The sequence below is a fragment of the Halobacteriovorax sp. RT-2-3 genome (assembly GCF_047085075.1).
Lineage (GTDB): Bacteria > Bdellovibrionota > Bacteriovoracia > Bacteriovoracales > Bacteriovoracaceae > Halobacteriovorax_A.
On the sequence record NZ_JBKIYF010000002.1, the window covers coordinates 80165 to 103048 of the forward strand.

The 22884-nt window shown below is 36.3% G+C and carries 23 protein-coding genes, 1 tRNA gene and 1 pseudogene; 13 read left to right on the plus strand and 12 right to left on the minus strand.

The features are described from left to right. Positions 1-62: 62 nt before the first annotated feature. The 3 genes and pseudogenes from ACMAYX_RS06170 to ACMAYX_RS06180 form a co-directional block, all read right to left on the minus strand. A complete protein-coding gene (locus tag ACMAYX_RS06170; RefSeq protein WP_370446912.1) occupies positions 63-809 on the minus strand; it encodes an ATP-binding cassette domain-containing protein in 747 nt (248 codons plus the stop codon). A 228-nt stretch (positions 810-1037) separates the two neighbouring features. Further along, positions 1038-1823 (minus strand): annotated as a pseudogene (locus ACMAYX_RS06175) (ABC transporter transmembrane domain-containing protein); the annotation flags it as partial. After that, entirely contained in the window at positions 1795-3528 is a 1734-nt protein-coding gene (locus tag ACMAYX_RS06180; protein WP_412471905.1) for an ABC transporter transmembrane domain-containing protein, read from the minus strand. The pseudogene ACMAYX_RS06175 and the gene ACMAYX_RS06180, both read right to left, overlap by 29 nt. Before the next feature lie 126 nt (positions 3529-3654). Between ACMAYX_RS06180 and ACMAYX_RS06185 the strand changes: the two genes are divergently transcribed. After that, on the plus strand, positions 3655-4533 hold the full coding sequence (locus tag ACMAYX_RS06185) for a sensor histidine kinase (RefSeq protein ID WP_412470110.1): 879 nt from the start codon (positions 3655-3657) through the stop codon (positions 4531-4533). Positions 4534-4680: 147 nt separating this feature from the next. On the opposite strand, the gene ACMAYX_RS06190 is transcribed toward ACMAYX_RS06185, so the two are convergent. Further along, positions 4681-4757: transfer RNA gene (locus ACMAYX_RS06190), tRNA-Val, on the minus strand. 126 nt (positions 4758-4883) lie between these two features. Between ACMAYX_RS06190 and ACMAYX_RS06195 the strand changes: the two genes are divergently transcribed. Together ACMAYX_RS06195 and ACMAYX_RS06200 are read left to right on the plus strand one after the other, a co-directional pair. Beyond that, on the plus strand, positions 4884-5171 hold the full coding sequence (locus ACMAYX_RS06195; RefSeq protein ID WP_103218005.1) for a hypothetical protein: 288 nt from the start codon (positions 4884-4886) through the stop codon (positions 5169-5171). Between the two features lie 15 nt (positions 5172-5186). After that, complete coding sequence (locus ACMAYX_RS06200; protein WP_103218006.1) at positions 5187-6239, plus strand: branched-chain amino acid aminotransferase; 1053 nt, start codon at positions 5187-5189, stop codon at positions 6237-6239. Between the two features lie 30 nt (positions 6240-6269). Here the strand turns inward: ACMAYX_RS06200 and ACMAYX_RS06205 are convergent, their stop codons facing one another. Further along, the gene (locus ACMAYX_RS06205; protein WP_103218007.1) at positions 6270-7589 is read right to left on the minus strand and encodes a putative Na+/H+ antiporter; all 1320 of its coding nucleotides are present in this window, start codon (positions 7587-7589) and stop codon (positions 6270-6272) included. Positions 7590-7724: 135 nt separating this feature from the next. Here ACMAYX_RS06205 and ACMAYX_RS06210 point away from each other — a divergent pair, with 135 nt between their 5' ends. Further along, a complete protein-coding gene (locus ACMAYX_RS06210; RefSeq protein ID WP_103218008.1) occupies positions 7725-9185 on the plus strand; it encodes a hypothetical protein in 1461 nt (486 codons plus the stop codon). A gap of 9 nt (positions 9186-9194) precedes the next feature. Here ACMAYX_RS06210 and ACMAYX_RS06215 read toward each other — a convergent pair whose 3' ends face one another. Continuing rightward, positions 9195-9443 (minus strand): ferredoxin, encoded by a 249-nt coding sequence (locus ACMAYX_RS06215; protein ID WP_103218009.1) that lies wholly within the window; start codon positions 9441-9443, stop codon positions 9195-9197. 124 nt (positions 9444-9567) lie between these two features. Here ACMAYX_RS06215 and ACMAYX_RS06220 point away from each other — a divergent pair, with 124 nt between their 5' ends. After that, complete coding sequence (locus tag ACMAYX_RS06220) at positions 9568-11334, plus strand: phospho-sugar mutase (protein ID WP_412470112.1); 1767 nt, start codon at positions 9568-9570, stop codon at positions 11332-11334. 23 nt (positions 11335-11357) lie between these two features. Further along, positions 11358-12053, plus strand: coding sequence for a 7-cyano-7-deazaguanine synthase QueC (gene queC / locus ACMAYX_RS06225; RefSeq protein WP_103218011.1), 696 nt, complete (start codon positions 11358-11360; stop codon positions 12051-12053). A 35-nt stretch (positions 12054-12088) separates the two neighbouring features. Here queC and ACMAYX_RS06230 read toward each other — a convergent pair whose 3' ends face one another. The 3 genes from ACMAYX_RS06230 to ACMAYX_RS06240 form a co-directional block, all read right to left on the minus strand. After that, positions 12089-12292 (minus strand): hypothetical protein, encoded by a 204-nt coding sequence (locus tag ACMAYX_RS06230; RefSeq protein WP_103218012.1) that lies wholly within the window; start codon positions 12290-12292, stop codon positions 12089-12091. A gap of 8 nt (positions 12293-12300) precedes the next feature. Then, complete coding sequence (locus tag ACMAYX_RS06235) at positions 12301-13365, minus strand: mannose-1-phosphate guanylyltransferase (RefSeq protein WP_412471904.1); 1065 nt, start codon at positions 13363-13365, stop codon at positions 12301-12303. Between the two features lie 66 nt (positions 13366-13431). Beyond that, on the minus strand, positions 13432-14145 hold the full coding sequence (locus ACMAYX_RS06240; RefSeq protein ID WP_412463158.1) for an SPOR domain-containing protein: 714 nt from the start codon (positions 14143-14145) through the stop codon (positions 13432-13434). 178 nt (positions 14146-14323) lie between these two features. Here ACMAYX_RS06240 and ACMAYX_RS06245 point away from each other — a divergent pair, with 178 nt between their 5' ends. The 6 genes from ACMAYX_RS06245 (at position 14324) to ACMAYX_RS06270 (ending at position 18924) form a co-directional block, all read left to right on the plus strand. Next, positions 14324-14494, plus strand: a complete 171-nt coding sequence (locus ACMAYX_RS06245) for a Flp family type IVb pilin (protein WP_021268293.1) — start codon at positions 14324-14326, stop codon at positions 14492-14494. A gap of 298 nt (positions 14495-14792) precedes the next feature. Next, positions 14793-15428, plus strand: coding sequence for a hypothetical protein (locus ACMAYX_RS06250; RefSeq protein ID WP_103218016.1), 636 nt, complete (start codon positions 14793-14795; stop codon positions 15426-15428). A gap of 36 nt (positions 15429-15464) precedes the next feature. Next, positions 15465-15965 (plus strand): hypothetical protein, encoded by a 501-nt coding sequence (locus tag ACMAYX_RS06255; protein WP_103218017.1) that lies wholly within the window; start codon positions 15465-15467, stop codon positions 15963-15965. Continuing rightward, entirely contained in the window at positions 15949-16239 is a 291-nt protein-coding gene (locus tag ACMAYX_RS06260) for a hypothetical protein (protein WP_103218018.1), read from the plus strand. Before ACMAYX_RS06255 ends, ACMAYX_RS06260 begins: the two co-directional genes overlap by 17 nt. Positions 16240-16486: 247 nt before the next feature. Next, complete coding sequence (locus tag ACMAYX_RS06265) at positions 16487-17749, plus strand: hypothetical protein (RefSeq protein WP_412471903.1); 1263 nt, start codon at positions 16487-16489, stop codon at positions 17747-17749. A gap of 8 nt (positions 17750-17757) precedes the next feature. Further along, a complete protein-coding gene (locus ACMAYX_RS06270) occupies positions 17758-18924 on the plus strand; it encodes an ATPase, T2SS/T4P/T4SS family (protein WP_412471902.1) in 1167 nt (388 codons plus the stop codon). Here ACMAYX_RS06270 and ACMAYX_RS06275 read toward each other — a convergent pair. The 3 genes from ACMAYX_RS06275 to ACMAYX_RS06285 all read right to left on the minus strand — a co-directional run bounded on the left by ACMAYX_RS06275 (position 18854) and on the right by ACMAYX_RS06285 (position 22539). After that, entirely contained in the window at positions 18854-19894 is a 1041-nt protein-coding gene (locus tag ACMAYX_RS06275; protein ID WP_412470113.1) for an aspartate kinase, read from the minus strand. The two genes, ACMAYX_RS06270 and ACMAYX_RS06275, sit on opposite strands and share 71 nt — an antisense overlap. A 16-nt stretch (positions 19895-19910) precedes the next feature. Beyond that, positions 19911-21596: an energy-dependent translational throttle protein EttA gene (gene ettA / locus ACMAYX_RS06280; protein WP_103218022.1), complete on the minus strand. Its 1686-nt coding sequence runs from the start codon at positions 21594-21596 to the stop codon at positions 19911-19913. 82 nt (positions 21597-21678) lie between these two features. After that, positions 21679-22539, minus strand: coding sequence for a hypothetical protein (locus ACMAYX_RS06285; RefSeq protein ID WP_412463161.1), 861 nt, complete (start codon positions 22537-22539; stop codon positions 21679-21681). 52 nt (positions 22540-22591) lie between these two features. Between ACMAYX_RS06285 and ACMAYX_RS06290 the strand changes: the two genes are divergently transcribed. Then, a complete protein-coding gene (locus ACMAYX_RS06290) occupies positions 22592-22882 on the plus strand; it encodes a hypothetical protein (protein WP_103218024.1) in 291 nt (96 codons plus the stop codon). The last annotated feature ends 2 nt before the right edge of the window (positions 22883-22884 follow it).

A 22884-nucleotide genomic window follows, 5' to 3' on the forward strand; every position in this document is an offset into this window, starting at 1 on the left:
AATTTAAACTAATTATATGTAAAAAAGAGAAATAATGCATTAGTGTTCACGTCATTTTTTTGTCAATTCGATAATTGCTTCACAAAGAGATCATATTGCGGCGAACTATTTTTCAATTCTTCATGCACACCTTTTGCAATAATTTTTCCACCTTCCATAACAAGAATCTGTTGGGCATCAAGTATTGTTTCAACTCGATGGGCCACGATAATTGTAACGGCCTGCTTTTGAACAAAGAGAATCATTTTACGTAGAGCTTCTTCAAGATCACTATCTAATGAAGAAGAAATTTCGTCGAATAGAACAATAGGCTTCTTTAAGTAACAAGAGCGAATCGCCGATATAAGCTGCTTTTGACCAAGTGAGATTTCATTTTGATCAAGGACTGTATCAGGCTTTATTCCCCATCTCGATAGATAAGAAATCTGTTCACAAACTTCACTCCAGAAAGCATCAAAACTTCCAAAACCTGCTTGCCCCATCGTAATATTAAATTCAACTGTTTCTGAAAAGATATGCGAATCTTGCGAAACAATCCCAATCAATTCACGATACTCGTTGAAGTCATCAATATAATCAAAATTATACTCTTTCTTAACTCCGCTATGATTTTCAACAAATACCTTCCCTTCATCAGGAATAATATTAGCGGCCATGATATTTAAGAGAGTCGATTTTCCACTTCCAGATAATCCGACAATCCCAATAAGATCACCTTGGCGACAATCAAAAGAGATATCTTCTAAAGTAAAGGGTGTTGAATTCTCACCTTTAGCTGGATACGTAAATTTTTGGATTTCAATATGCATCTTTTCAACATCATACTGGCGTCTTTTTGTATTGATATCTGAAGACTTCTCCTTGTCTAAATCAACAAGAAATTCATTAATACGCCCTACTCCTGTTGCTGCTCTTTGAATATTTGCAACTTTCGAAGAGACATCTTTAATAGGATTAATCGAGCGCTGAATTAAATCAATTAGAGCAAAGATCAATGCGACTTGAGTAATACCACTATTTGGAATGATAAAGATTGCGCAAGCTAAGAAGACTGGAAAAAGAGACTCGGCAAATGAGTAGTATGATGCGTCCCAAACGTTTGAAGATAGGATCTTTTTAAGAAATTCATCAAAGACAAATAAGGATTTCTTCGATGTATACTGATCTGCAGGGTTGTAGTAATTCTCACGAACACCGCCAATAAGATCCGCAACAACGCGGTAAAGTTTTGCACGTGAATTTCTCACGCTTAAGAAAACTGCACGCATATACTTAGAACACCAAATTAAAATAAAGCAGGCTCCAAATTGGATTACTGCAAGATACACTCCGGCAATTGCATTTAAGCTTACAAAACTGATCAGAGAAGCAACTACGAAGAAGATATCAATGACAATTCCAAAAGTTCCAGAAGTAACAAGCTCCCTTAAGCTTTCCGTATCGCTCATAATACGCGCTAAGACCTCTCCTTGAGGGTAGCGATCATTGCGGTTTTCTTTCGATGTTTGAAGCTCCACACTTGAAAGCCACTTACCATAGCAATGAGTGCGGACGAATTGAACAAGGCCTACAACATAACGATTAATAATCAGGTTATAAACAGCACGGTTTATGGCCGTTGCCAAAAAGATAAATGTCATAATTCCAAGAGTCTGACGATAAACCTCTTCGACTTCATAATTTGCAGTAAGTTTTGCGATTAATTGTGGTAGTGCTGCACCAAGAGCACTTGAGATAATAAGACATACAACCATGCTTAATAAATATTTACCACTTCCTTTATATACTAGGAATTTAGATGAGTTGTTTTCTAAAGTGCTCATAAATTCCTCCTTCTTGTTTTTGTGTAAAATCGATAACACTTGACTCTTCTCTTAAGCCTTCACTTTCACAGATTAAACTTAAGTGATCACATTGAACCGCTGTCGTGTACCTGTGTGTCGACATAATGAGCGTGCGACCTTCAAAAATATTCATAGCATTGAGCTGATTCAAAATTTCTCTTTCAAGCACGACATCAACTGATGAGAAAGGGTCATCCCAAATAATAAACTCACTTTCAAAAAGTAATGACTTAATCAAAGAGACTCGCTTGATTTGTCCACCAGATAATCTCTTTCCGTTTTCTCCAACAACAAGGTTAAACAAACTCTTGCGATCTGAAGCTAAGTAATCGAGTCCAAAGATCTTCAGTAGATCATAAGCTTTCGCTAGTTGTTCTTCATTGAAGTCTCTACCCAGGGATAAGTTTTCTAGAATTGTTCCATTATAAAGATACGGATCTTGAGCGACATAACTCGTACTTTTTTCTTGGATCTTTAAAACCTCAGAAATTTTAACGAGTAACTCAGACTTTCCACATCCAGTTTTTCCGACAATTGCATTCTTTGTATTTTTCCAAATTTTTAAATTGATATCGTTGTCCCAAAATGGAAGCTGTAATTCAAAAGACTCTTCTTTTTCTTTAAAAGAAAATTCTCTTTTAAGCATTGTCTCAAGTTCACTCTCTTTATCAAGTACAGCAACAAGCTCTCTTACTCTTGCCCACGCTCCAGCAGAGCGAGTGAAGACAACTCCAATCCAAGCGAGGAACATAATTGGTTCTAAAAATAGATAAACAAAACCTGAGAATAAAATCAGTGAAGATGCACCAAGCTGTTGCGTAAAAATGATATAGGCACCCCAAATTAATGAAAGACCAACTCCAGTTGGCATAAGTGGGATAGAGATGCCAACACGCTTGCCTGCCTCATAAAAATTCTCAAGCTCTTCCATTGACTTCTTAGCAAAGAGATCAATAAATGCTTTTTCCGCATGGAAGTTTTTAATTGTCTTTTTACCTGCGTAAGTTTCAATAATGATATTTTGAACATCACCCTGAAGGTCTTGTGTTTGGCGATAGAATTTACGGTTCGTTGAAACAATTGCACTGAAGAGAACAAACGCCACAAGCATCGGTAGTAGCGCAATAAACAGCTCTTTATTGAAACTTAATAGCTTTGGAACAAGGATCGAAAGAGCAATGATGATATTAGCAATTTGTAAAAGAGCGAAACCAATTAATGCTCTTACGTGCTCAAGATCTCCACCAATAATTTGAAAGATTTGACCTTTCGGGTATTCTTTATAACGAGAAGGACTCACTTTTTCTAATTTCTTCATGAGATCAAAGCGTAAGATCTTTTGTAAGACACGGGCCGGATAGAAAAAGAGAAGTCGCGAAGATGTTCTAAAAACAATAATTCCTAAGGCCAATAAGAAAAGATGTCCCACTGGAATAGAAATTCCTTTTGAAATTTTCTCCGCTAAATCTTTTGCAATAAAAGGAAGTTCACTTTGAATCTTGTGAGTTAGATAGAGACAAATGAATGCCCCAATATAGTAGTACCAGTAGTGAACAAACTGCGTCATTACCAGCGATGTTAACTTTTTATTAAGATAGTCTTTCATTCCAGCAAGTCTACTTGAATTCCAATCATCAGTCACGTTTCTGTTTAAAGGAAGGCCCAGTGAAATGTGAAAAAACATTCTTAATTTAAGTTAAATTTACCTTCTCAAACTTGGTTATGAGAATAAAGCTAGCTAAAATCCTACAAAATTAATTGGTTTCATAAAATACGAAGTTTTAAGAAAAACGTTTTTTAAGGAAAGAAAGTGATCTATCTCGTAAGTCTGCTGATGATATTAATTCTCTGTTCTATTATGGTTATTACTCATCAGGCCATTAAGATTAAACAGCTTGAAGTTGAAGGTCGCGACCTTTCGCGAAGGCTCGAAGAAAAACAACATTTACTCTCCGTTTTATTTCACGATCTATCGAACTCAACAACTCTCCTTTCTCTACTAAGCGACTCTTCCCTACTTGCCATGAAAGACAAAGACGGTATCTTGCAAAACCTAGGACGTGTCAGCGGAGTTATCGAAAATATGGCAGAACTGATTCAACATATTCGAAAAATACAATCCATTGAGTCAGGCAAATCAAATATAAAATTAGAGCCTGTTCCATTAAAAGAATCTATTGAAAATTCAATTCAGCTTATCCGAAAAAGATTAGAAAAAAAGAGTCAACATATCCGTGTTGAATTTGATGACCACAGTATCCAGGCCATGGCAGAGCCTTCGTCACTATGCCACAGCGTCTTTAGTAACCTTCTAACTAATGCATCAAAGTTTTCACCAGAAGGATCTGAAGTTGTTGTCAGGGTAACTCATCAAAACTCAGTTATCCGTGTGGATATAACAGACCAAGGAATAGGAATCCCAGAGTCAATGATAAAAAGCCTCTTCTCATTCACTAATGAAACTCACCGCGAAGGAACTCATGGCGAAGAAGGGTCAGGTTTTGGCCTTCCAGTTGTAAAAAAATATATGAAATTCTACGGAGGAAATATAAAGGCCTTTAATAATATTGATGGTATTGGATCAACGTTTACAATGACATTCGTTAACGCATCAACGAGCAATCAGGATACAATTGAAAAAACAGAGTCTAAGCCTAAGAGAAGGCCTTTAAGAGAAGCGAATCAATAAATAGATTGAGAAAAAGATGGTAGGACTATGCAGATTCGAACTTTACAACCTGCGATCAAAAGATGCCCAAAGGCATGTTTTGGCGCTGAGTTGATATCGGTATCAGCAAACTAAATCATCAAGCAATGTAATTGAAAGTATCAAAGATGGTAGGACTATGCAGATTCGAACTGCAGACCTCTACCATGTCAAGGTAGCGCTCTAACCAACTGAGCTATAGTCCTACAAGTGTCTTAAAGTAGAAAAATAATATTCTAATTCACCAAACTCGTCAAAAGATAAAATTGACGCACAAACCTAAGCAACATCGTTGCAATTTTGCTAGTATAACTAAAAATCATGGAGGAATAATGAAAAATATTATTATGATATTAATTCTATCTAGTTGTGCTGTTTCAAAAACAAAACTAACTCCAGCTGGAGAGAAAGTAAAAGTAACATATCAAAAGCCACGTCATAAAAGCTGTAAGCCTTTTACAAATGTCGTTGGTGAAAATGAAAATGGTATCAAGGATCTTGCTGTTAACCATGCCGTCAACTTAGTTGCTGATGAGGGTGGAGACACTATCTGGATCAAAGAATCTGTAAACGAAGGAAACACTTGGAAAGTTTACGGACTTGGTTACCACTGCAAATAAGAGTAAGGAATTCGAATGATTATTTTAGATAGCGCAAAGAAAGCAATTGAGAATTTTTCAATGCCTGATCACGTGGGATTTGGAAAGGTCCTACTACCGATTATGGCGACTTGTGAGTATAAACGTGGAGAATGGGGAGAGCTTGAGATCAAGCCTTATGGTAAATTAGAACTCGATCCAACTTGTAAAGTTCTTCACTATGGACAAGAAATTTTTGAAGGAATGAAAGCCTATAATTTTAAGGGCAATGGCCCAAACCTTTTTAGGCCACTAGAAAACTTCAAACGCTTTAATCACTCAGCAAGACGTATGGCCATGCCAGAAGTACCAAAAGATATCTTTACTGCAGCTGTAAATACAGTCACAAAGATGGGTGAAAACTATATTCCGAAACGTGGTGGTGAATCTCTTTATATTAGGCCATTCATGATTGCCACAGAAAACAATCTAGGAATTAAGCCAAGTGAAGAATTTCTTTTCATGGTAATCGCCTCACCTGTTGAGTCTTACTTTTCAGGAGGAAGCTATAAACTTTTAATTGAAAGAAATATGATTCGTGCGTGCCAAGGAGGAATGGGAACGGCAAAGACTGGTGGTAACTACGCCGGTGCTCTTAACGCAGGTGTAAGAACACTAAAACTTGGACTACACCAAACACTATGGTTATCAGCAACTGATCGTAAATCGATTGAAGAATTAAGTGGAATGAATTTCTTTGCTGTAATTGATGGTGAAATTCACACTCCAGAATTGACTGAGACAATTCTAGATGGAATTACTCGTCGTTCACTCATCGATATTGCACGTCACAAGGGTTACAAAGTTGTCGAGAGAAAGATTAGCATTGATGAATTAATTGAAGATATTAAGTCTAAGAAATGTACTGAGTGCTTCTCTTGCGGAACGGCCGCAATCATCACCCCAATCTGCTCTTTACATGAAGAGTCTGGTGAATTTTATAATATTCAAGAAGAGTTTGGACCAGTGTCAAAAGAGCTTCGTGAAACACTTCTAGGTATCCAAGAAAAAACAATTGAAGACCCATTTAACTGGGTAGTTGATCTATAAAAAGGGCCTCAGATGAGGCCCTTTGTATTTCTACTTCGCTAAATTTGGAAGAATTTGAAACATAACCATTGCAAGGATTGTTGGGAAAAGTGCTCCAAGAAGAAGCTTACCTGGGTTAATCCCATCTTTTCCAAAAGTACCTTTAAGGATACCAAAACCAGCTGGGTTTGGAGCGTTAGCAATAACAGTTAAACCACCACCGGCAACAGCACCTGCAACTAGGTTATACTTTGCAGAATCAGTTAGATCAACAAGTGTTCCTAGATATGTAAGAGCAGCGTTATCAGTAATAGCAGTAAGTGAAGTTGCACCTACGAAAAGAACAAAGTCACCAAGTTTAGATAGAATTGGTTGTAGCCACCAACCTTGTTGTCCACCAAGTGTAACAAGACCAGCTAAGAAGAAACCTACAAGAAGTGATTCTTTTAACTTGATTTCGTCTTGGTACTCTTTTGTAACAGTTGTGAAACCTAGGAAGAATAGGAATAAACCTAGGAAGAAAACCATATGGTGAGCAGAGAAAACAACTAATCCCATGAAGATGATATGAATTAAAGTCATCCACCAAGTTGGTGCCATCCAATTCTCATGCTTTTGTTTAATTTCAAGTTTACCTTGTAGTTCATCTTTAAACATGAAAGCAATTATAAGAGTTCCAATAATGATCGAAATTGTTGCTTTGTAACCAAAGTTTGTAATCATGTGAACAAATCCCCAGTGCCATTTTGAAGCAACCATTAGAACAGGAGGTGCAGCAAAGTGAGAAAGAGTTCCACCGATTGAAACGTTTACAAAAAGTAGACCAATCGTTGCATACTTAAATTTTAAACTCATTTTCTCGTCTGAGAAGAAGTAGTCTAAAAGGATAAGAGCAGTAACTGTCATTGCAGCAGGTTCAGTAATGAAAGATCCTAGAATCGGCCCGATAATAAGAGCTGAAACGTAGAATGCCATTTTACCAGGCATTGGGATAAGTTTTGCAATCATCCCAATGATTTTTTCTGCAAGCATAATAATTGGTCTCGTCCCCGCCATACACATAATAACGAATACGAATGCGGCCTCTGTGTAGTTAACATCTTTCTCAAGATATTTGAGTGCTCCACCAACAACTTGGTGTGCGCTATCATAAACTGCAAATCCTTGTGTAGCACTATAGTACACAATAAATGCAGCTGCCCACATTCCGAATACCGCTTCTACTTCACCTAAGAAGTGAAGAAGGTTCTCCATCATTGATCCTTCTGGATACTTGTGAGCTAAATGTTGAATTTTAGAAACTAAGAATGTGTGCAAAATTGCACATGCAAATAGAATCGTCCCTACGAGCTGTAGATTTGTTGGATTCATGAAACTTCCTTTGTAAATGTGATCTACCTTATTTTATTCCTGTCGGCAAAGGTGCGCAAGTACTGAAATTTTAAGACACTTAAAATAATTTACCATTTTCGTAAACTTTTTCTAAACTGCCACCGATAAGAATTTGTGTTTTTATATAGATTTGCTATCTCTATTCTCACTTTCTCTGTCGTAGTCAATGCTTTGGCCATAGAGCCTAGTTTTTTTAAGGAAGAGATAGAAGTTAATGGCAAGCAAATCAAGGCCAAGGATCTTGTCAAAGATATCGTAAGAATTTCAAAATCAAAGTCACCTAAATATATTCCAGTTAGGCATGAAGATGCTGTTTCTGACGATATTCCGAGGCATAACAGTGGGGCCTCAGAGTTGTGTATCGAGTGTAGAGATATCGCCGAGCTCGCTTCTAATATTTCAGATATCGTGGCCAAGGCCAATGAAAATTCTCAAGAACCGAGTATTAAGGTCAAACAAAAAGCACTAAAACTTAAGGCCATCGCAACTTATATCGAAACTGTTGATAAGGTTGGAGAAATTAGCTGTCTTAAAAGTGATTTTGACAGCGGAAAAGAGCGCTATAACACAAGAGATTTTGATGACTTCGAACTAGTTTTTACTTCAGATATTGCTCTTAGTGAATTCTCTTCCCTATCAATTGCTCCTCGTTCAGGAACACTAACTAGAATAACTTGGTTTCGATCTCAAGACGAAGTTGGCGAAGATATTTTTATCAAAGTAGTCTTTATAAAAGATCAAGAACCATACTTTCAAATCTACTACCCACATGACACTTTTGTTGATCCAACAAAGCCTACAGATGTTGAAAGAAATATTCCTGAAGGTGTAACTCTTGAGACAAATTATGATTCTGAAATGAGTCTAGTTAAGGATCAAGAATACGATACCTTCATTGGAAAAGTTAAGATTAATAAAGCACTGCTACTTGAGCAGAGTTATTATGTTCCTACTTCATTAACATTAATTGAGATGGAGACAGAGAGTAAGCTTGGAGAAGAAACTAAACTTACAAGCAAGGTCGAGATTAATGACCAAAAGCAAAGAATAAACGTTAACCTCAACAGTAAGCTAACTGAAGACACAACGCTAAACGGTGAAATTAATATCAAGCCAAACAAGCAGCAATTAAACCTTAATCTTTCTAATCGCTACAGTGATGATATTACAATTGATGGCAATGCCGATATCTCTTCAGATAGCCAACAAATCAACCTAGACTTAAAACATCAAGGGAAGTCGACAGCAAGGGCCTTGGCCAAAGCTGATGGCTACTTTCTAGCAGGAGTAACTGTTGCCTCTCCAGAGTTTAGAAATTTTGATATTGAAACTGATATGAGTTACGACACTAATCAGACGGCAACGATTGCAAATGATTTCAGATTCCAAGGAAAAACGATAATTAAAACTGGAACTGTTATCAATGCTCAAGGTGAAGTTGACTTCAGTGCAAAAAGGTCATTTGGGGTATTTGAGAATGCTACTGTGACTATGGAGTTAAATCACTCAACGCAAGACAGAGGTATCGATTACAACCGCACCTCTGCCTATATTTCTTTTGATATGAAATTCTAATTAAATTAATTAGCCATCATTACCAATTGAAGCAACTGGACAAGCATCCATTTGCTCTTGGCATAGCTCTTCTTCTTCAGGTGTTGATGGTTGCTTAACAACGTATGCATTTCCATCTTCATCTTCAGCAAAAAAGTCTGGAGCACCTGTGTAACATACGTTACATGCAATGCATCCTTCGCCGTTATCATCATCTGGATCTGTGCAATACCACTTTCCAGCAACATTTTCTTTATGTTTCATTTCTTTATTTGCCATGTTAACTCCTTGATTTTATTAACACACAACACAATATTTCATTGATTATATTTTGCCTAAGTCTACTAGATTTGAGAATATAGCACAAGATACTCAAATATAAATTTCACAGGAGAATACTGAAATGACAACGAGCCTTGAAAAAGCAGCTCAATGGGCAAATAACTCATACTTTGATGAGGAATCACGTCAAGAGATTCAAAAGCTAATTGACGCTGATGATATGAAAGAGATCGAAGAAAGATTTTATAAAGATATCGAATTCGGAACAGGTGGGCTTCGCTCAATTCTTGGTGCCGGAAATAATCGTATTAATAAATATACAGTTCGCCGTGCAACGCAGGCCCTTGCTGGAGAAGTACTAGATCACAGCTCTAAAACTGGGATCACAAATCCATCAATTGCTGTAAGCTATGACTCACGTAAATTCTCTTTTGAATTTGCCAAAGAAGTTTGTAGCGTTATGGCGGCCAATGGAATTAAGTCTTATATCTATAAAAGACTAAATCCTGTTCCAATGCTTTCATACTCTGTTAGGTACCATAAGTGTCAAGCTGGAGTTATGGTAACAGCTTCTCACAACCCTCCAGAATACAATGGTTACAAAGTTTATTGGAATGATGGAGCGCAAGTTACTCCTCCAAACGATAAAAATATTATCAATCGCTACTATGATATTACTTCATACGATGCTGTGAAATTCATGGAATTTTCTCAAGCTGAATCAGAAGGATTTATCACATGGGTTGGAGAAGACGTTGAACAAAGCTTCTATAACGACATCCTCTCAAAAACAGTTAACCCTGAAATGTGTAAAGAATTCGGTAACGAATTAAAGATCGTTTACACACCTATTCACGGAACAGGATTAATTCCTTGTACGACAGCTCTGGCACAGCTTGGCTTTACTAATGTTGAAGTTGTTAAAGAGCAAGCACAACCAGACTCAGCTTTTCCAACAGTAAGCTCACCTAACCCAGAAAATGCTTCGGCAATGAAGATGGCAGTCGATCTTATGAAAGAAACTGGTGCAGATATAGCATTTGGCTCTGATCCAGACACAGATAGACTTGGAGTTGCTTTTGAGCATGAAGGAGAGATTCAGTATATCAACGGAAACCAAATCGGAATCCTAATGCTGTACTACATGCTTCACAATCTAAAAGAAAATGGCACAATGCCAGCAAACCCATATTTTGTGAAAACAGTTGTAACAACTCCACTCCAAGAATTAATCGCTGATAAGTACGGAGTAAAATCTTACTCGACACTAACAGGATTTAAGTGGATTTGTGGACTAATGAATAAAATAGAAAAAGAAGATCCATCGGCAAACTTCCTATTTGGAACAGAAGAGTCTTTTGGATATCTTCCGCATAATTTTGTTCGCGACAAAGATGGTGTTGCTTCAATTACTTTTATGTCTGAAGTAACTCTATACTTCAAAAAACAGGGGCTAAACCTTATTCAGGCCCTCGATAAAATTTACGAAGAATTTGGCTTTAGTGAGGAAACTCTCCTAAATCTTGTTTATCAGGGTAAAGAAGGGGCCGAAAAAATTACACGAATCATGAGTCATTTTAGAGACTTAGCTCCTACAAGCTTGTGCGGACAAGAGATTCAAGCTATAGAAGATTATCAAACAGGTATTGTGAAAAACCTTGAGTCTAATGAAGAGTCGAAACTGGATTATCCAGTAAGTAACGTAATTGGTTACCACTTCAAAAATGGAAACCGCCTCTACCTTCGTCCTTCAGGAACTGAGCCGAAAATTAAGTTCTATATTATGATTCAAGAAAAAGAAGGAAGTCTAGCTGAGAAAAAAGCAAAGGCAAAAAAAGTTACTGACGAAATCCTGGCATTTATTAACGAAACGGCCGAAGGACTATAAGTCAGTAGATTAGGAGTTATATTTTGAAAAGTGATAAACTTGCAGTTGTATTAGTTAGTGGTGGTATGGATTCGTTAGTTTGTGCTGCAATTGCAAATGAGAAACATGAAAACCTTGCGTTTCTTCACCTTAACTACGGACAAAAAACAGAAGAACGTGAATTGGATTGTTTCCAAAAAATCGCTGACTTTTACGGAGTCGATAAATCTCTACGTAAAGTAATTGATGTCTCATTTCTAAAGCAGATTGGTGGAAGCTCGCTAACTGATGATGGAATTGATGTAAAACAATATAAAGGTGATTCAGAAGAAATCCCTGATAGCTATGTACCTTTTAGAAATACTCACATCATCGCAATGGCCGTTTCTTGGTCAGAAGTTGTTGGTGCAAAGAATATTTATATTGGTGCAGTTAACGAAGACTCATCTGGATACCCAGACTGTCGCCCAAGCTACTACGCTGCATATAACGAGCTAATCAAGCAAGGAACTAAAGATGGTGATATTGAGATCATCACTCCTGTAATTGATATGGCAAAGAATGAGATTGTGCAAAAAGCGGTCGACCTAGGTGCACCACTTAAGTTTTCTTATTCTTGTTATGCTCGAGGAGATAAAGCTTGCGGAGTTTGTGATTCATGCGCTCTAAGGCTTAGAGGCTTTCAGAAGGCAGGAATTGAAGATCCGATTGAGTATGATCAAAGACCAAATTACTTATAAAAAAAGGCTCCGATAAGGAGCCTTTTTTATTTATACTATTCTTGTACTGCTTCTTCTTGAGTTTCTTCTACAGCAGGCTCTTCAACCTTAACAGCTGGAGCTGTAATAAGACCAGCATCTAGAAGAATTTTAACTTTTTCTTCTTTGTTTACGAACTTTCCATTTGCAGCTTTAACAGCAAAACGTCCCGATCTTTTTTTTACAATTGTGTACTCGCCTACTTTTTTAACAACTTCCATGAATTCTCCTATAATAATTCTTTGCGTTTGTTATCTTTTAAGTGTTGAACAATTTCTTTTACTCGTTGTGAATCATCTTTTGGCACAATCATTACGGCCCTATCATTTGAAACCACAACTAAGTCTTGAACATTAATTAAAGAAACATGCTTATTAGGAGCATAAATAATATTTCCTGTCGCATCCTTTAAGAAAGTTCCGTTACTATCAATTATAGTGTTTCCTTCGACACGGTCAACTACTTGTTCAAGTGCTTCCCATGATCCAAGGTCATTCCAATCAAACTCAGCTTTTACTAAACTGATTCGGCTTGATTTTTCCATAATGGCATAGTCAATCGAATCTTTTGGAATCTTATTATATACTTCTTCAAGCTTGGCCTCCTCGTCAAGAGATGCCTTTAATTCTTCATAGAAAGAAAACATTTCAGCAGAGTGGGCCGCGAACTCTTCTTTAAAAACACCAAGTGGTGCCATAAACATTCCCGCATTCCAAACATACTTTCCAGTCGATAAATACTCTTTAGCCTTTTCAAAATTTGGTTTTTCAACAAATTCATCAACCTTAAAGCCATCACCTACAGCTTCACTTGTTTTAATATAGCCATAACCAGTGTGAGGAAAATGTGGTGGTATTCCGATTGTTGTAATTGTTTGCGTATCACTTGATAGTTTAACGGCTTTATCAAAGCTGGATTTAAAGCCACTCTTATTTAAGATCACATGATCAGAAGGCATAACTGCAATAATGTCTTCATCTTTTGCCCCAGCTGCCTCAATGGCCGCAAGAGATAAGAGAATACAAGGGGCAGTATTTCGCCCCGCAGGTTCATAGATTATATGTTCTTCTAAAATTTGATTTTTTGAGCAAGAGATAGCTAGTTCAGATTGATCACGCGTTGTGATAATAAAGCGATTTTTCAAATCTACACTTTCCTCAAAGCGCTCAAGAGTTTGACCTAGTAAAGTTTCATTTCCAACCAGTGAAAGGTATTGTTTTGGTTTTGATTCTGTTGATTCAGGCCAAAGGCGTGTTCCCTTTCCACCGGCCATAATTAGTGTGTAAATATTCATAAAAAATGCCCTCAAATTGTATAAGGGCATCGTATCATAAAAAATGTAAATGTTCTAAATGATGAGTTAGTCGAATTTTGTAAAGAAATAATCACGCCCTGCAAAAAGAGAAGGATGCTTCTTAACATATTGCTTCGCTTCAATACTTCTCTCAAATGCCCCAAGGCTTACGCGAAAACGATTTCCCTTACCAGGTACTTCTTTTTCATTAACAATTGGGCTAAAACCAAGAACTCGAAAACCTTCTGCAAATTCCTTTGCGTCATCAATTGACTCAAATGAACCAACTACAATTGTGTATTTTCCAGTATATTCATCTGTCTTAGAAGCTGACTCTTGAACAGTCTCACTTTCAACTGCTGGTTGCTGAACAGGCTCTACAACCTTCTCTTCTACAACCTCTTGTACTTGCGTATCTTGAACACCAACATCATTGAAATCTTTATTTTCACTTGAAAACTCATTAACCATCTTCTGCTTTAAAGATTCTTCAATTCTCTTATTTAATTCTTCTTTAGAAACTTTCTTGGTCTCTTTATCTTGAACTATTTCTTTAACCTTCTCCTCTTCTGGAGATGTTAGCTCAATCTTCTGTTTTTCATCCAATGGCTCAACAATCGCCTTCTCTTCCTTATTGCTAAGGCCAGCTTTTTCAAAAGCATAATTAGATCCAATCTTTAGGCCAAAGAAGAATGAAGTAATGGCAACCAGGATGACAAAGATGACAACCAATAAGATTTCTTTTTTCTCAAATACGTAGAAGTTACTTTTATCGTTCATAAGGATATTTTAATCTCTCCACAATTATTAGCAACTTGCTGAAAATACTAGGAAAAATAATCCTTTATTTCATATGTGAAATATATCCCGACATTCTAACTCAACTTAAAGACTCTGCACTTTTTCTATTTTATAAACCCAAAAATCTTATGAACTAGGTTTAACAGGGAGAAAAATTATGAAGAAGATTTTAAAGAATAATAAAGGCCAAGGCGTAATGGAATATATGATCATCACAAGCCTAGTTGGAATTATTTGTATTACTGCTGTTAAAACACTCGGAACTAGAGTTCAAAAAAGACTTGAAGACGCATCCGATAAAATCACAAAGAGTATCAAAGTAAATTAATAAACAATCATGAAAATACTATCTTACGCTCTTAGCGTTACTCTAATTGTTTTTGTCTTTCTTGTGAGCAGTGCAGTTAGTGAAAAGTATCGTTGCAAAAATAGTATTGTTTTTCAAGCGTATGTACATTCATTAATAAAATCACATGATGATAAAAAATCAGTAAAAACATTCTCTTGTAAAAGTCTCCTCTCTCTTGAGAGGTGGCTTGATTCAAAAACACGGATTAAGTTTGTAAAAAATAAAAATGGAAAATACCTGAAGTATCGAAGAGAGAAGCATAGCTTAGGATTTTCAAATGGACTTAAATGAAAGAGGAAGTACTTCCTTAGTCGCTATATTATTTTTTATGGCCTTTATTGCCATCATATTCTCTAATATGGCCCGTTCTTATGAAGAGCTACAAATTATAAAATATTACAATAAGTCATATATCTGCTCAAAAAAAGTCATTGTTGAATATAAGTCATTTTATAAAAGAATTTCTTATATAAACGTAGGGCTTAAGAGTATCTTTTATGCACAGTTCTTCCCTTTAGCCGCATGGCTTAAGCCATTCATGAAATATGGAGCAAAAGGCTTGCAGTATATGCAAAGCGCTCTTCGATACTTTCTACGCTTCAAACTCTTAACGATAGATGAATGTGAGGCAACAAATATTTTAGCTCTTCTAAGAACAGATCCGCTAGGAAGCAAGCTCTGGAAGATCAGGAGAAGACTCGATACATCTGCAGTCTTTGAAAAGAAATGGAAGGCTTTTATGCCCTTTCACTATACTGGGAGCAACCTATCAGAAAATCATTCTTTCGTGATTACCCTAAAATTCAAACTAGAAGAGGGAAGACTTTTAGACGATTTCACTCTCTCGTCAAAGCACATGGCACCAAAGGGTATTCAACAATTGAAGGACTATTATGGACTTCAATTTTTGTAAGTACATTAATTCTTATGATTAACCTGGAGATAAAAATTGAAAATTCTAAACAACGAGAAATCCAAAACTTCATCAAAACCTGGAACTCAATCAAATAATGAGCCAACTTCCTCACCTCTGCTTTTTAACAAAGAAAAAGAAGAGAAGATGAAAAAGGCGCTTTATCTAAGATTCTGGGTTGCGCTAGTTCTAACTAATATATTTACATACATTCTTTCAATGCCATCGGTACAGGAAGTTCCAGAAAAGCATATTTCAGTAGCTAAAGATGAAAGACTTCTAAAACTTAAAATCAATGAAATGACTAATCTTGTAGGTAGTGAAGAATACGTGTCCCTATATGCAGGCGCAACACACATCACCAATAAGGCAAAGATCGTAAAAAAACTCAACGATGAGGAGATACCTATCTATCTCGTAAAAATTTCTATTTCAGATTTGAATAGAATTGCTCCATACAAGACTTTAGAGCTAGATTCCTATCCAGTTACTGATCTACCTAAATCCAAAGGAGGAGCTTATGAAATTGAAATTTAGCCTTATTACAATCCTACTAGTTACAAGTATTCAAGCACGTGAAGTAATTGTTTATACATATGACTCTGAAAAGAACCACATGTTTGAAGTTTTAAACGAGTTAATGGCAAAAAATGGAGTGAAAAAAGAAGACTTCCGATTTATTAAAAAGAAGAATCCATGTGAAGACATCTATAAGAGTGCCCTACTTCACGTATGTTTTAAAGGCGAGGAAGCTGAACCATTTATTGTTAGACAAGACAAAAGAGTTCTTCAGAATACCTTTGGACAATAAAAAAGGGCCAACGTCTTGGCCCTCTTTCTATATCTGAAAAATAATTAAATATTAATCTAGATGAATTTTAAACTTAGGAGTAGTTCCCTTGTTTCTGTTATGCGCTTTTCTTTTAGCACCCATTTTTGTTTTTTTAGCATTACGCTTGTTTCTTGTAATACGAGTTCTTGATACCATGATAAATCTCCTCAATATATTTAAATCTAAATTAAAAACAGTTTTCGAGTATAGGTTTTTACTAAGTTTCTTGCCTTTTGTCAAAGTCATTGGCCTAGTATCAGTCGTAAATTTCAATATTTACGCTACAGGCCTGAAGCAAATTACCCTAGGCATAGGCCAAGTAACTGAAATCTCATTAAACAATGTTTTAAACTACAGTATATCTAATAAAGAAGTTTTATCGAGCAAGTCGCTACAGGCCCAATCAAAACTCATTATTAAAGGTAAAATGCAAGGTCACTCAATTGTCACACTATGGTTAAACTCTGGCAACAAGAAGACCTTCGAATTCTATGTACTTTCAAAGTCTGGTCAATTTAAGGTGCTCGAAGCTCTAAATAATCTACGTCATTTCGACATCAATGGTGAAATCAAGGGAGATAAATTAATTATTACCCAAGATATTACAACACTTGATCAGTACCTAGTCCTACGACCGCTGTTAAGTAAAAATAAGAGTATTATCTTCAAAGGTGAACTAAAAGATCAAGTAGCAAAGAAAATCATCGCAGAGATACATCACCACTTTTTTCAAAACTACTATGACGATATACGCTGCCAAAAGAACAAGATCGATATTCACTGTTTCACCAACGAAGAGATATTGAAAGATATAAAATTTCTTAAACCACTTCAAAATAAACTTATGGTTAAGTTTTTTCTATCTCAAAGATTTGAGAATATTTTGAACCATAAACTAGAAATGAGAATCATCCAAATTGAAAGAATGGACGGAAAAGAAATAAATTTCGGACTAGATCAAGTTGACGTAGGCCTTGCAGACCTTCTTGACGAAGGAGCTTCAGCACTTGCAAAGAGTCAAAGTATTGTACTTAGAGATACAGATTATAATGTCTCAACACTTGCGACACAAAAAATTCTACTTCGTACAAGTAATAAAACAACAGTGCAAATGGGCTCTGATATCCCCTTTACGACAACGACTAATAACAACGGAAATAATACACAGTGGAGATTTGCAGGGCTTAAGATTGAGATACTTTTAGAGAAAATAAATAATCGCTATAAAGTGAAATACGCAACAAAACTTACTAGGCCAATGCGACAAATGAATGGGGATACGTATATCAATGGGAGTGCACAAGAATCAAGTTTTCTCATTGAAAAGGGAATTCCAATTCAAATGTTTGAAATTGACTTAACAACTGATGATAACGCAGGAAGAAGACTTCCTATCCTTGGCCAAGTACCTATTCTAGGAAAGCTCTTTTCATCTTCAACAAAGTTTAAAACATATAAAAGAATCATTGCAATTGCGAAACTTAAATAGGAAATAAAATGTCACAAATCAATCAGTATTTTTTCAATGAATTTAAAATGCTACTTAGTGAGAAAGCAAAGAAAACAATTCATCTGAACTTTAAAGAAATTATTCTAGAAACACTCGAAAGAAATAATCTTCAAGAAAGTGACTTAGATAATCTAAACGAAATCAAAGACTGGTTTAACAAGGTCTATCATCAAAGTTACATTGATGATCTTCTAAAAATGTATGATGCCAATGAGTTTATCATTCACTCTCCTAGTGATATCGAAGTACAAAAGAAGGATCATCTTAATTTAAAGGTTGAATTTCTAAGTAATGAAGACTTTGTCTTAAGCTTAGTTTTTCTAACTCAAAAACTAGGAATTGATTGGAACTTCAATAATCCATTTGCATCATTTAAGAATACTCGATTAGTTGACGGCAATGAGATTGACTTGCGAGTGAGTATCACACATCCATGTCTTTCCCCTAAAGCACAAGCAAAAGCATTTTTGAGAGTTCATGCAAAAGAGAATTTCAAAATATCCGATTTTTCAAAAGACAAAGAAACACATGAGATAGTGGAAAAGTTGGTTAGTGATTATAAGAATATTGTTATTGCGGGCTCTACGGCAAGTGGAAAGACTAGCTTTTTAAGAGTTTGTAAGGCGCTATGCTTTGAAAATGAACATCACGTTATTATTGAAGATGTTGCAGAGATCGAAGGAGATATTTCCAATTCAACTCACCTTTTATCACATCCTAGTGAGGGAAAGAGTCTAAAAGACTATTGTAGTTATGCTTTAAGGATGTCTCCAAAGAGAATTCTTCTTGGAGAGATTAGATCAAGTGAGGTTATCCCATTTTTATTAGCAATGAATACTGGGCACAAAGGTATGATGAGTACAATTCATGCTAACAGTGCCAAGGATACACTACTCAGACTTACTACATTATTTTCAATCTTCTCAGAGAGTAAAAACGGAATTGATTTCGATCAAATCTTACGACTGATCTGTCAAAGTGTTGATAACGTGATCTTTGTTGAAAATAAAGAAGTAAAAGAAATTATAGAGGTTCACGGTAGTGAAGCAGATCGTCCGATTTACTCAACACTTTATTCAAAGGCTAAGAAAATAACTGATCACCAAAGAGGTCTATCCACTCACGAAGATCTTGGCCATCAACTTCTAGCGTGAAGTAATCATCGTTATTTTCATCGACTTCAAATGACCTTTCCAACAACTTTGCATTTTCAAGAGGAAGGCCAAATACCGTAATAAAATTGCGTGAGGCTTCATCTCTTTCTGTTGAAATAGCACAGAAATGATCTTCCTTAGCATCACTAATACAGCTTCCAGCTTCATTCGGGTAGAATACACTTTTAACAATAAGGGGTAGATTTGCTTCGATTAAAGGGTTCATCGTTCGATGAAAAAGAATTTTAGCACCTTTATTAGTCAAAAGTTTTGTCTGTCGGTAGCTTAGGTTGTGAATTAAAGGTGCATTTGTAAGAACCTTTGGATCATGGCCGTAAACACCTTTAACGTCCTTCCAAATCACAAGCTCTTGTACATCATCTAATGCCCAAGCAAAGATAGCAGCGGAATAATCTGAGCCCTCTCGGCCTAGAGTTGAAGTTTGGCCATCGGTTGTTCGTGCGATAAAGCCTTGTGTGATAATTAGCGAGTGCTTATTTAAATCTTTGCAATTTGCCTTTGTATTCTTAAAGAGAACCTTGGCTTCATTAAAATTGCGATTCGTGAGAATATAGTCACGGGCATCTGCGTGAAAAAGTTCTCTTCCTTGTTGTTGAATATAACTAGCAAGGATTGATGTAGAGATACGCTCTCCAATACTGTAGATAGAATCGAGAGTCGAACTAGACTTGGGAAGTGTAAGATAGCTTAGCAACTCTTCTTTAAAATTGGAGAGATCAACTTGAAGGTTTAACTCTTCAATGATCACTCTATGCTTTGTGAAAAAGTCTTCAACTAATAAATTAGAGTCTTCACTAAAGTATATAGACTCCAGCTCATTAGTTGAATTATACGTCGCAGATAAAACAACAAGAGCATCATTTGGACACGCTAAAATTAAATCTGCAATCTGCTTAATGGCAGCAGCGCTTTTTATCGAACTGCCACCAAATTTATATACACTTCTCAAGCTTATAATCTCTTTTCTAATCTCTAGTAAGTTTCTTATAAGTGTAGCGCTTAGGATTCATTGCTGCATCTCCTAGACGTCTTCTCTTATCTTCTTCGTACTCGTTAAAGTTTCCTTCAAACCATACAACTTTCCCCTCGCCTTCGAATGCAAGGATATGTGTTGCTAAACGGTCTAAGAAGAAACGGTCGTGGGAAATGATAACAGCACAACCAGCATAATCAACAAGTGCTTTTTCAAGAGCTTGTAGAGTATTTACATCAAGATCGTTTGTTGGCTCATCCAGTAGAAGAACATTTCCACCTTCTTTTAAAACTTTTGCAAGGTGTACGCGATTTCTCTCACCACCTGAAAGCTCAGAAACTTTCTTCTTCTGGTCTTCTCCAGAGAAGTTGAATTTTGCAATATAGGCACGAGAGTTAACTTCTTGGCCACCAACATTGATAAACTCAGTTCCATCAGCAACAACATCATAGATTGTTTTTTCAGGATCTAAATCACGTCCCTGGTCAACGTAAGCAAGCTTAACAGTATCACCTACATCGAAAGTTCCAGAAGTTGGCTTCTCTTGACCAGTAATCATTTTGAATAGAGTTGTTTTACCAGCACCGTTTGGACCGATAATCCCAACGATTCCACCAGGAGGAAGTGAGAACTCAAGATTTTCATATAGAAGTCTGTCGTCGAATGCTTTTGAAACGCCGTGAGCTTCGATAACTTTATTTCCTAGACGAGGACCTGCAGGAATGAAAAGGTCATTTGTTTCATTTCTCTTTTCACTAGAGATTTTTGCTCTTTCTTCGTAATCCTTAATACGAGCTTTTGACTTCGCCTGACGTGCTTTAGGGTTTGAGCGAATCCACTCAAGCTCTTCTTTCATTGCTTTTTGTCTTTTCGACTCAGTCTTTTCTTCTTGAGCTAGACGCTTTGCTTTTGTCTCTAGCCAACCAGTGTAGTTTCCTTCGAATGGAATCCCTTGTCCACGGTCAAGCTCTAGAATCCAACCAGCAACATTGTCTAGGAAGTAACGATCGTGTGTTACTGCAATTACTGTTCCTTTATATTGTTGTAGGTGTCTTTCAAGCCACCATACTGTTTCAGCATCAAGGTGGTTTGTCGGCTCATCTAGAAGAAGAATATCAGGTTTTTGAAGTAGAAGACGGCATAGTGCAACCCTTCTCTTTTCCCCACCAGATAGGTTTCCACACTTTGCTTCAGATGGAGGACAATTTAGTGCTTCCATTGCAAGGTCTAGTTGACTATCAAGAGTCCAAGCATCTGCAGCATCAAGTTTATCTTGAAGCTTAGCTTGTTTATCAAGAAGATTATTCATTTCGTCATCAGACATTGGCTCTGCAAATTTTGCAGAGATTTCATCAAATTGAGCAAGAAGATCAACTGTCTCTTGGCAACCTTGCTGAACAACTTCTCTAACTGTTAATTCAGGATCAAGTTTTGGTTCCTGCTCAAGGTAACCAACCGAATAATTTTTAGCTAAGTGTGTTTCACCTAGATGGTCTTGATCAAGACCTGCCATAATCTTAAGAAGTGTCGACTTACCAGCACCGTTAAGACCAAGAACACCAATCTTTGCTCCATAAAAATATGAAAGAGAGATGTCTTTTAAAACGTGCTTTTGCTTATAAACTTTTCCAACACGGTTCATTGAATAAATAATTTGCTTATCATTTTGATAGGCCATCGATTGACTCCATTTGTTTTAAAATTACTCAAATAAAGTACCTATAAAACGATAGAATATCAATTACAGAGTGCCTGCAAACTTAAAGATTTAGGTGACTTATTAGACGAAAAAAGTTTGCGACATAAGGCACAAAGAAGAAGACTACAAGCCATATAAATTTGAAGATTTTTAATCGTTGTAAAAAAACTTCATTTTCACTTCGGTAATCATCCCAAAGATTAATCTCAATGGATTCAAGGTCTTCACAAATATCCACACCTTGGTGTTTCTTTACTTCAATTAGTGCAGCGAGCCTTCGAAAGAGATCCTTGGCCAGGGCCTGATCTAAATCTACAATTGAGTTGATTGATGAACGATGAATGAGTTGATTGATCGGAGTTCCAACATCGTACATAAGCTTAAATATGAGATATGAATTTAGAATCTTACTAATAGGGGCCAGAAATTTTCGCTTTAGTTTCTTAATAAGCATGATGAAACTAAGAATACCTACAAGATTATAGATTAGGGCCAAAACGAGGAAGGTATAGTCGGTTGCGAGGCCAAGGATATTTGTTGCAAAGATATTTAGGGCAAATGTAAGTCCCATTGCCATAAGAAATTGAAAGAGTGTTTCATTAATTGTGCCTGCGGCCTTCTTCTCAATTTGAAGATCATTGGAGAGAGCGTGGCGCATTTTTGCAAGAGTTCGACTTGTTGCAGCGCCAAATTCTTTTGCAATCTGAGCAATCTCACAAATTAATGAGTCGTAAAATTTGTAATTTGAAAGTTGCGTTAAGTCCCCCATCAAATTGAGCTGGGATACTTCTATTAACAAGTCCTTGCCTCTTTGATATTCAGATCGAATTCGAAATTTCAATGAGTTAAACCTTTCAATTAAGGTTTCAGCAGGAATAAGTAATGCTAAGAGAGTGATTGATAAAAAAGATATTATTGCCAAAATAGACCTCCTATCTTGACGTAACGCTATGTATCTGAAATAACAATACTCCATGGAAAATAAAGAAGAGTTATTTCACATTCGAAATGAAAACCACGCTTTTGATAAGCAATCAGAGGATATTAATCACCCTGATTTCTATCTCAATGATGAACTATTAGAAGAGTTAAAACTCTTTTGCCAAAATTTTGATCCATATCGTGACATGGACCTTGAAACAAAGTTTCGTTTACAAGAATTTGGTGTTCTCGAACTCTCAAACCCTTTTGAGATAACAAATAAACTTCTTCTCTTACTAGAGAACAACCTTCAATATCGTATTAAGTTAGAAAAAGAAAAGTAACA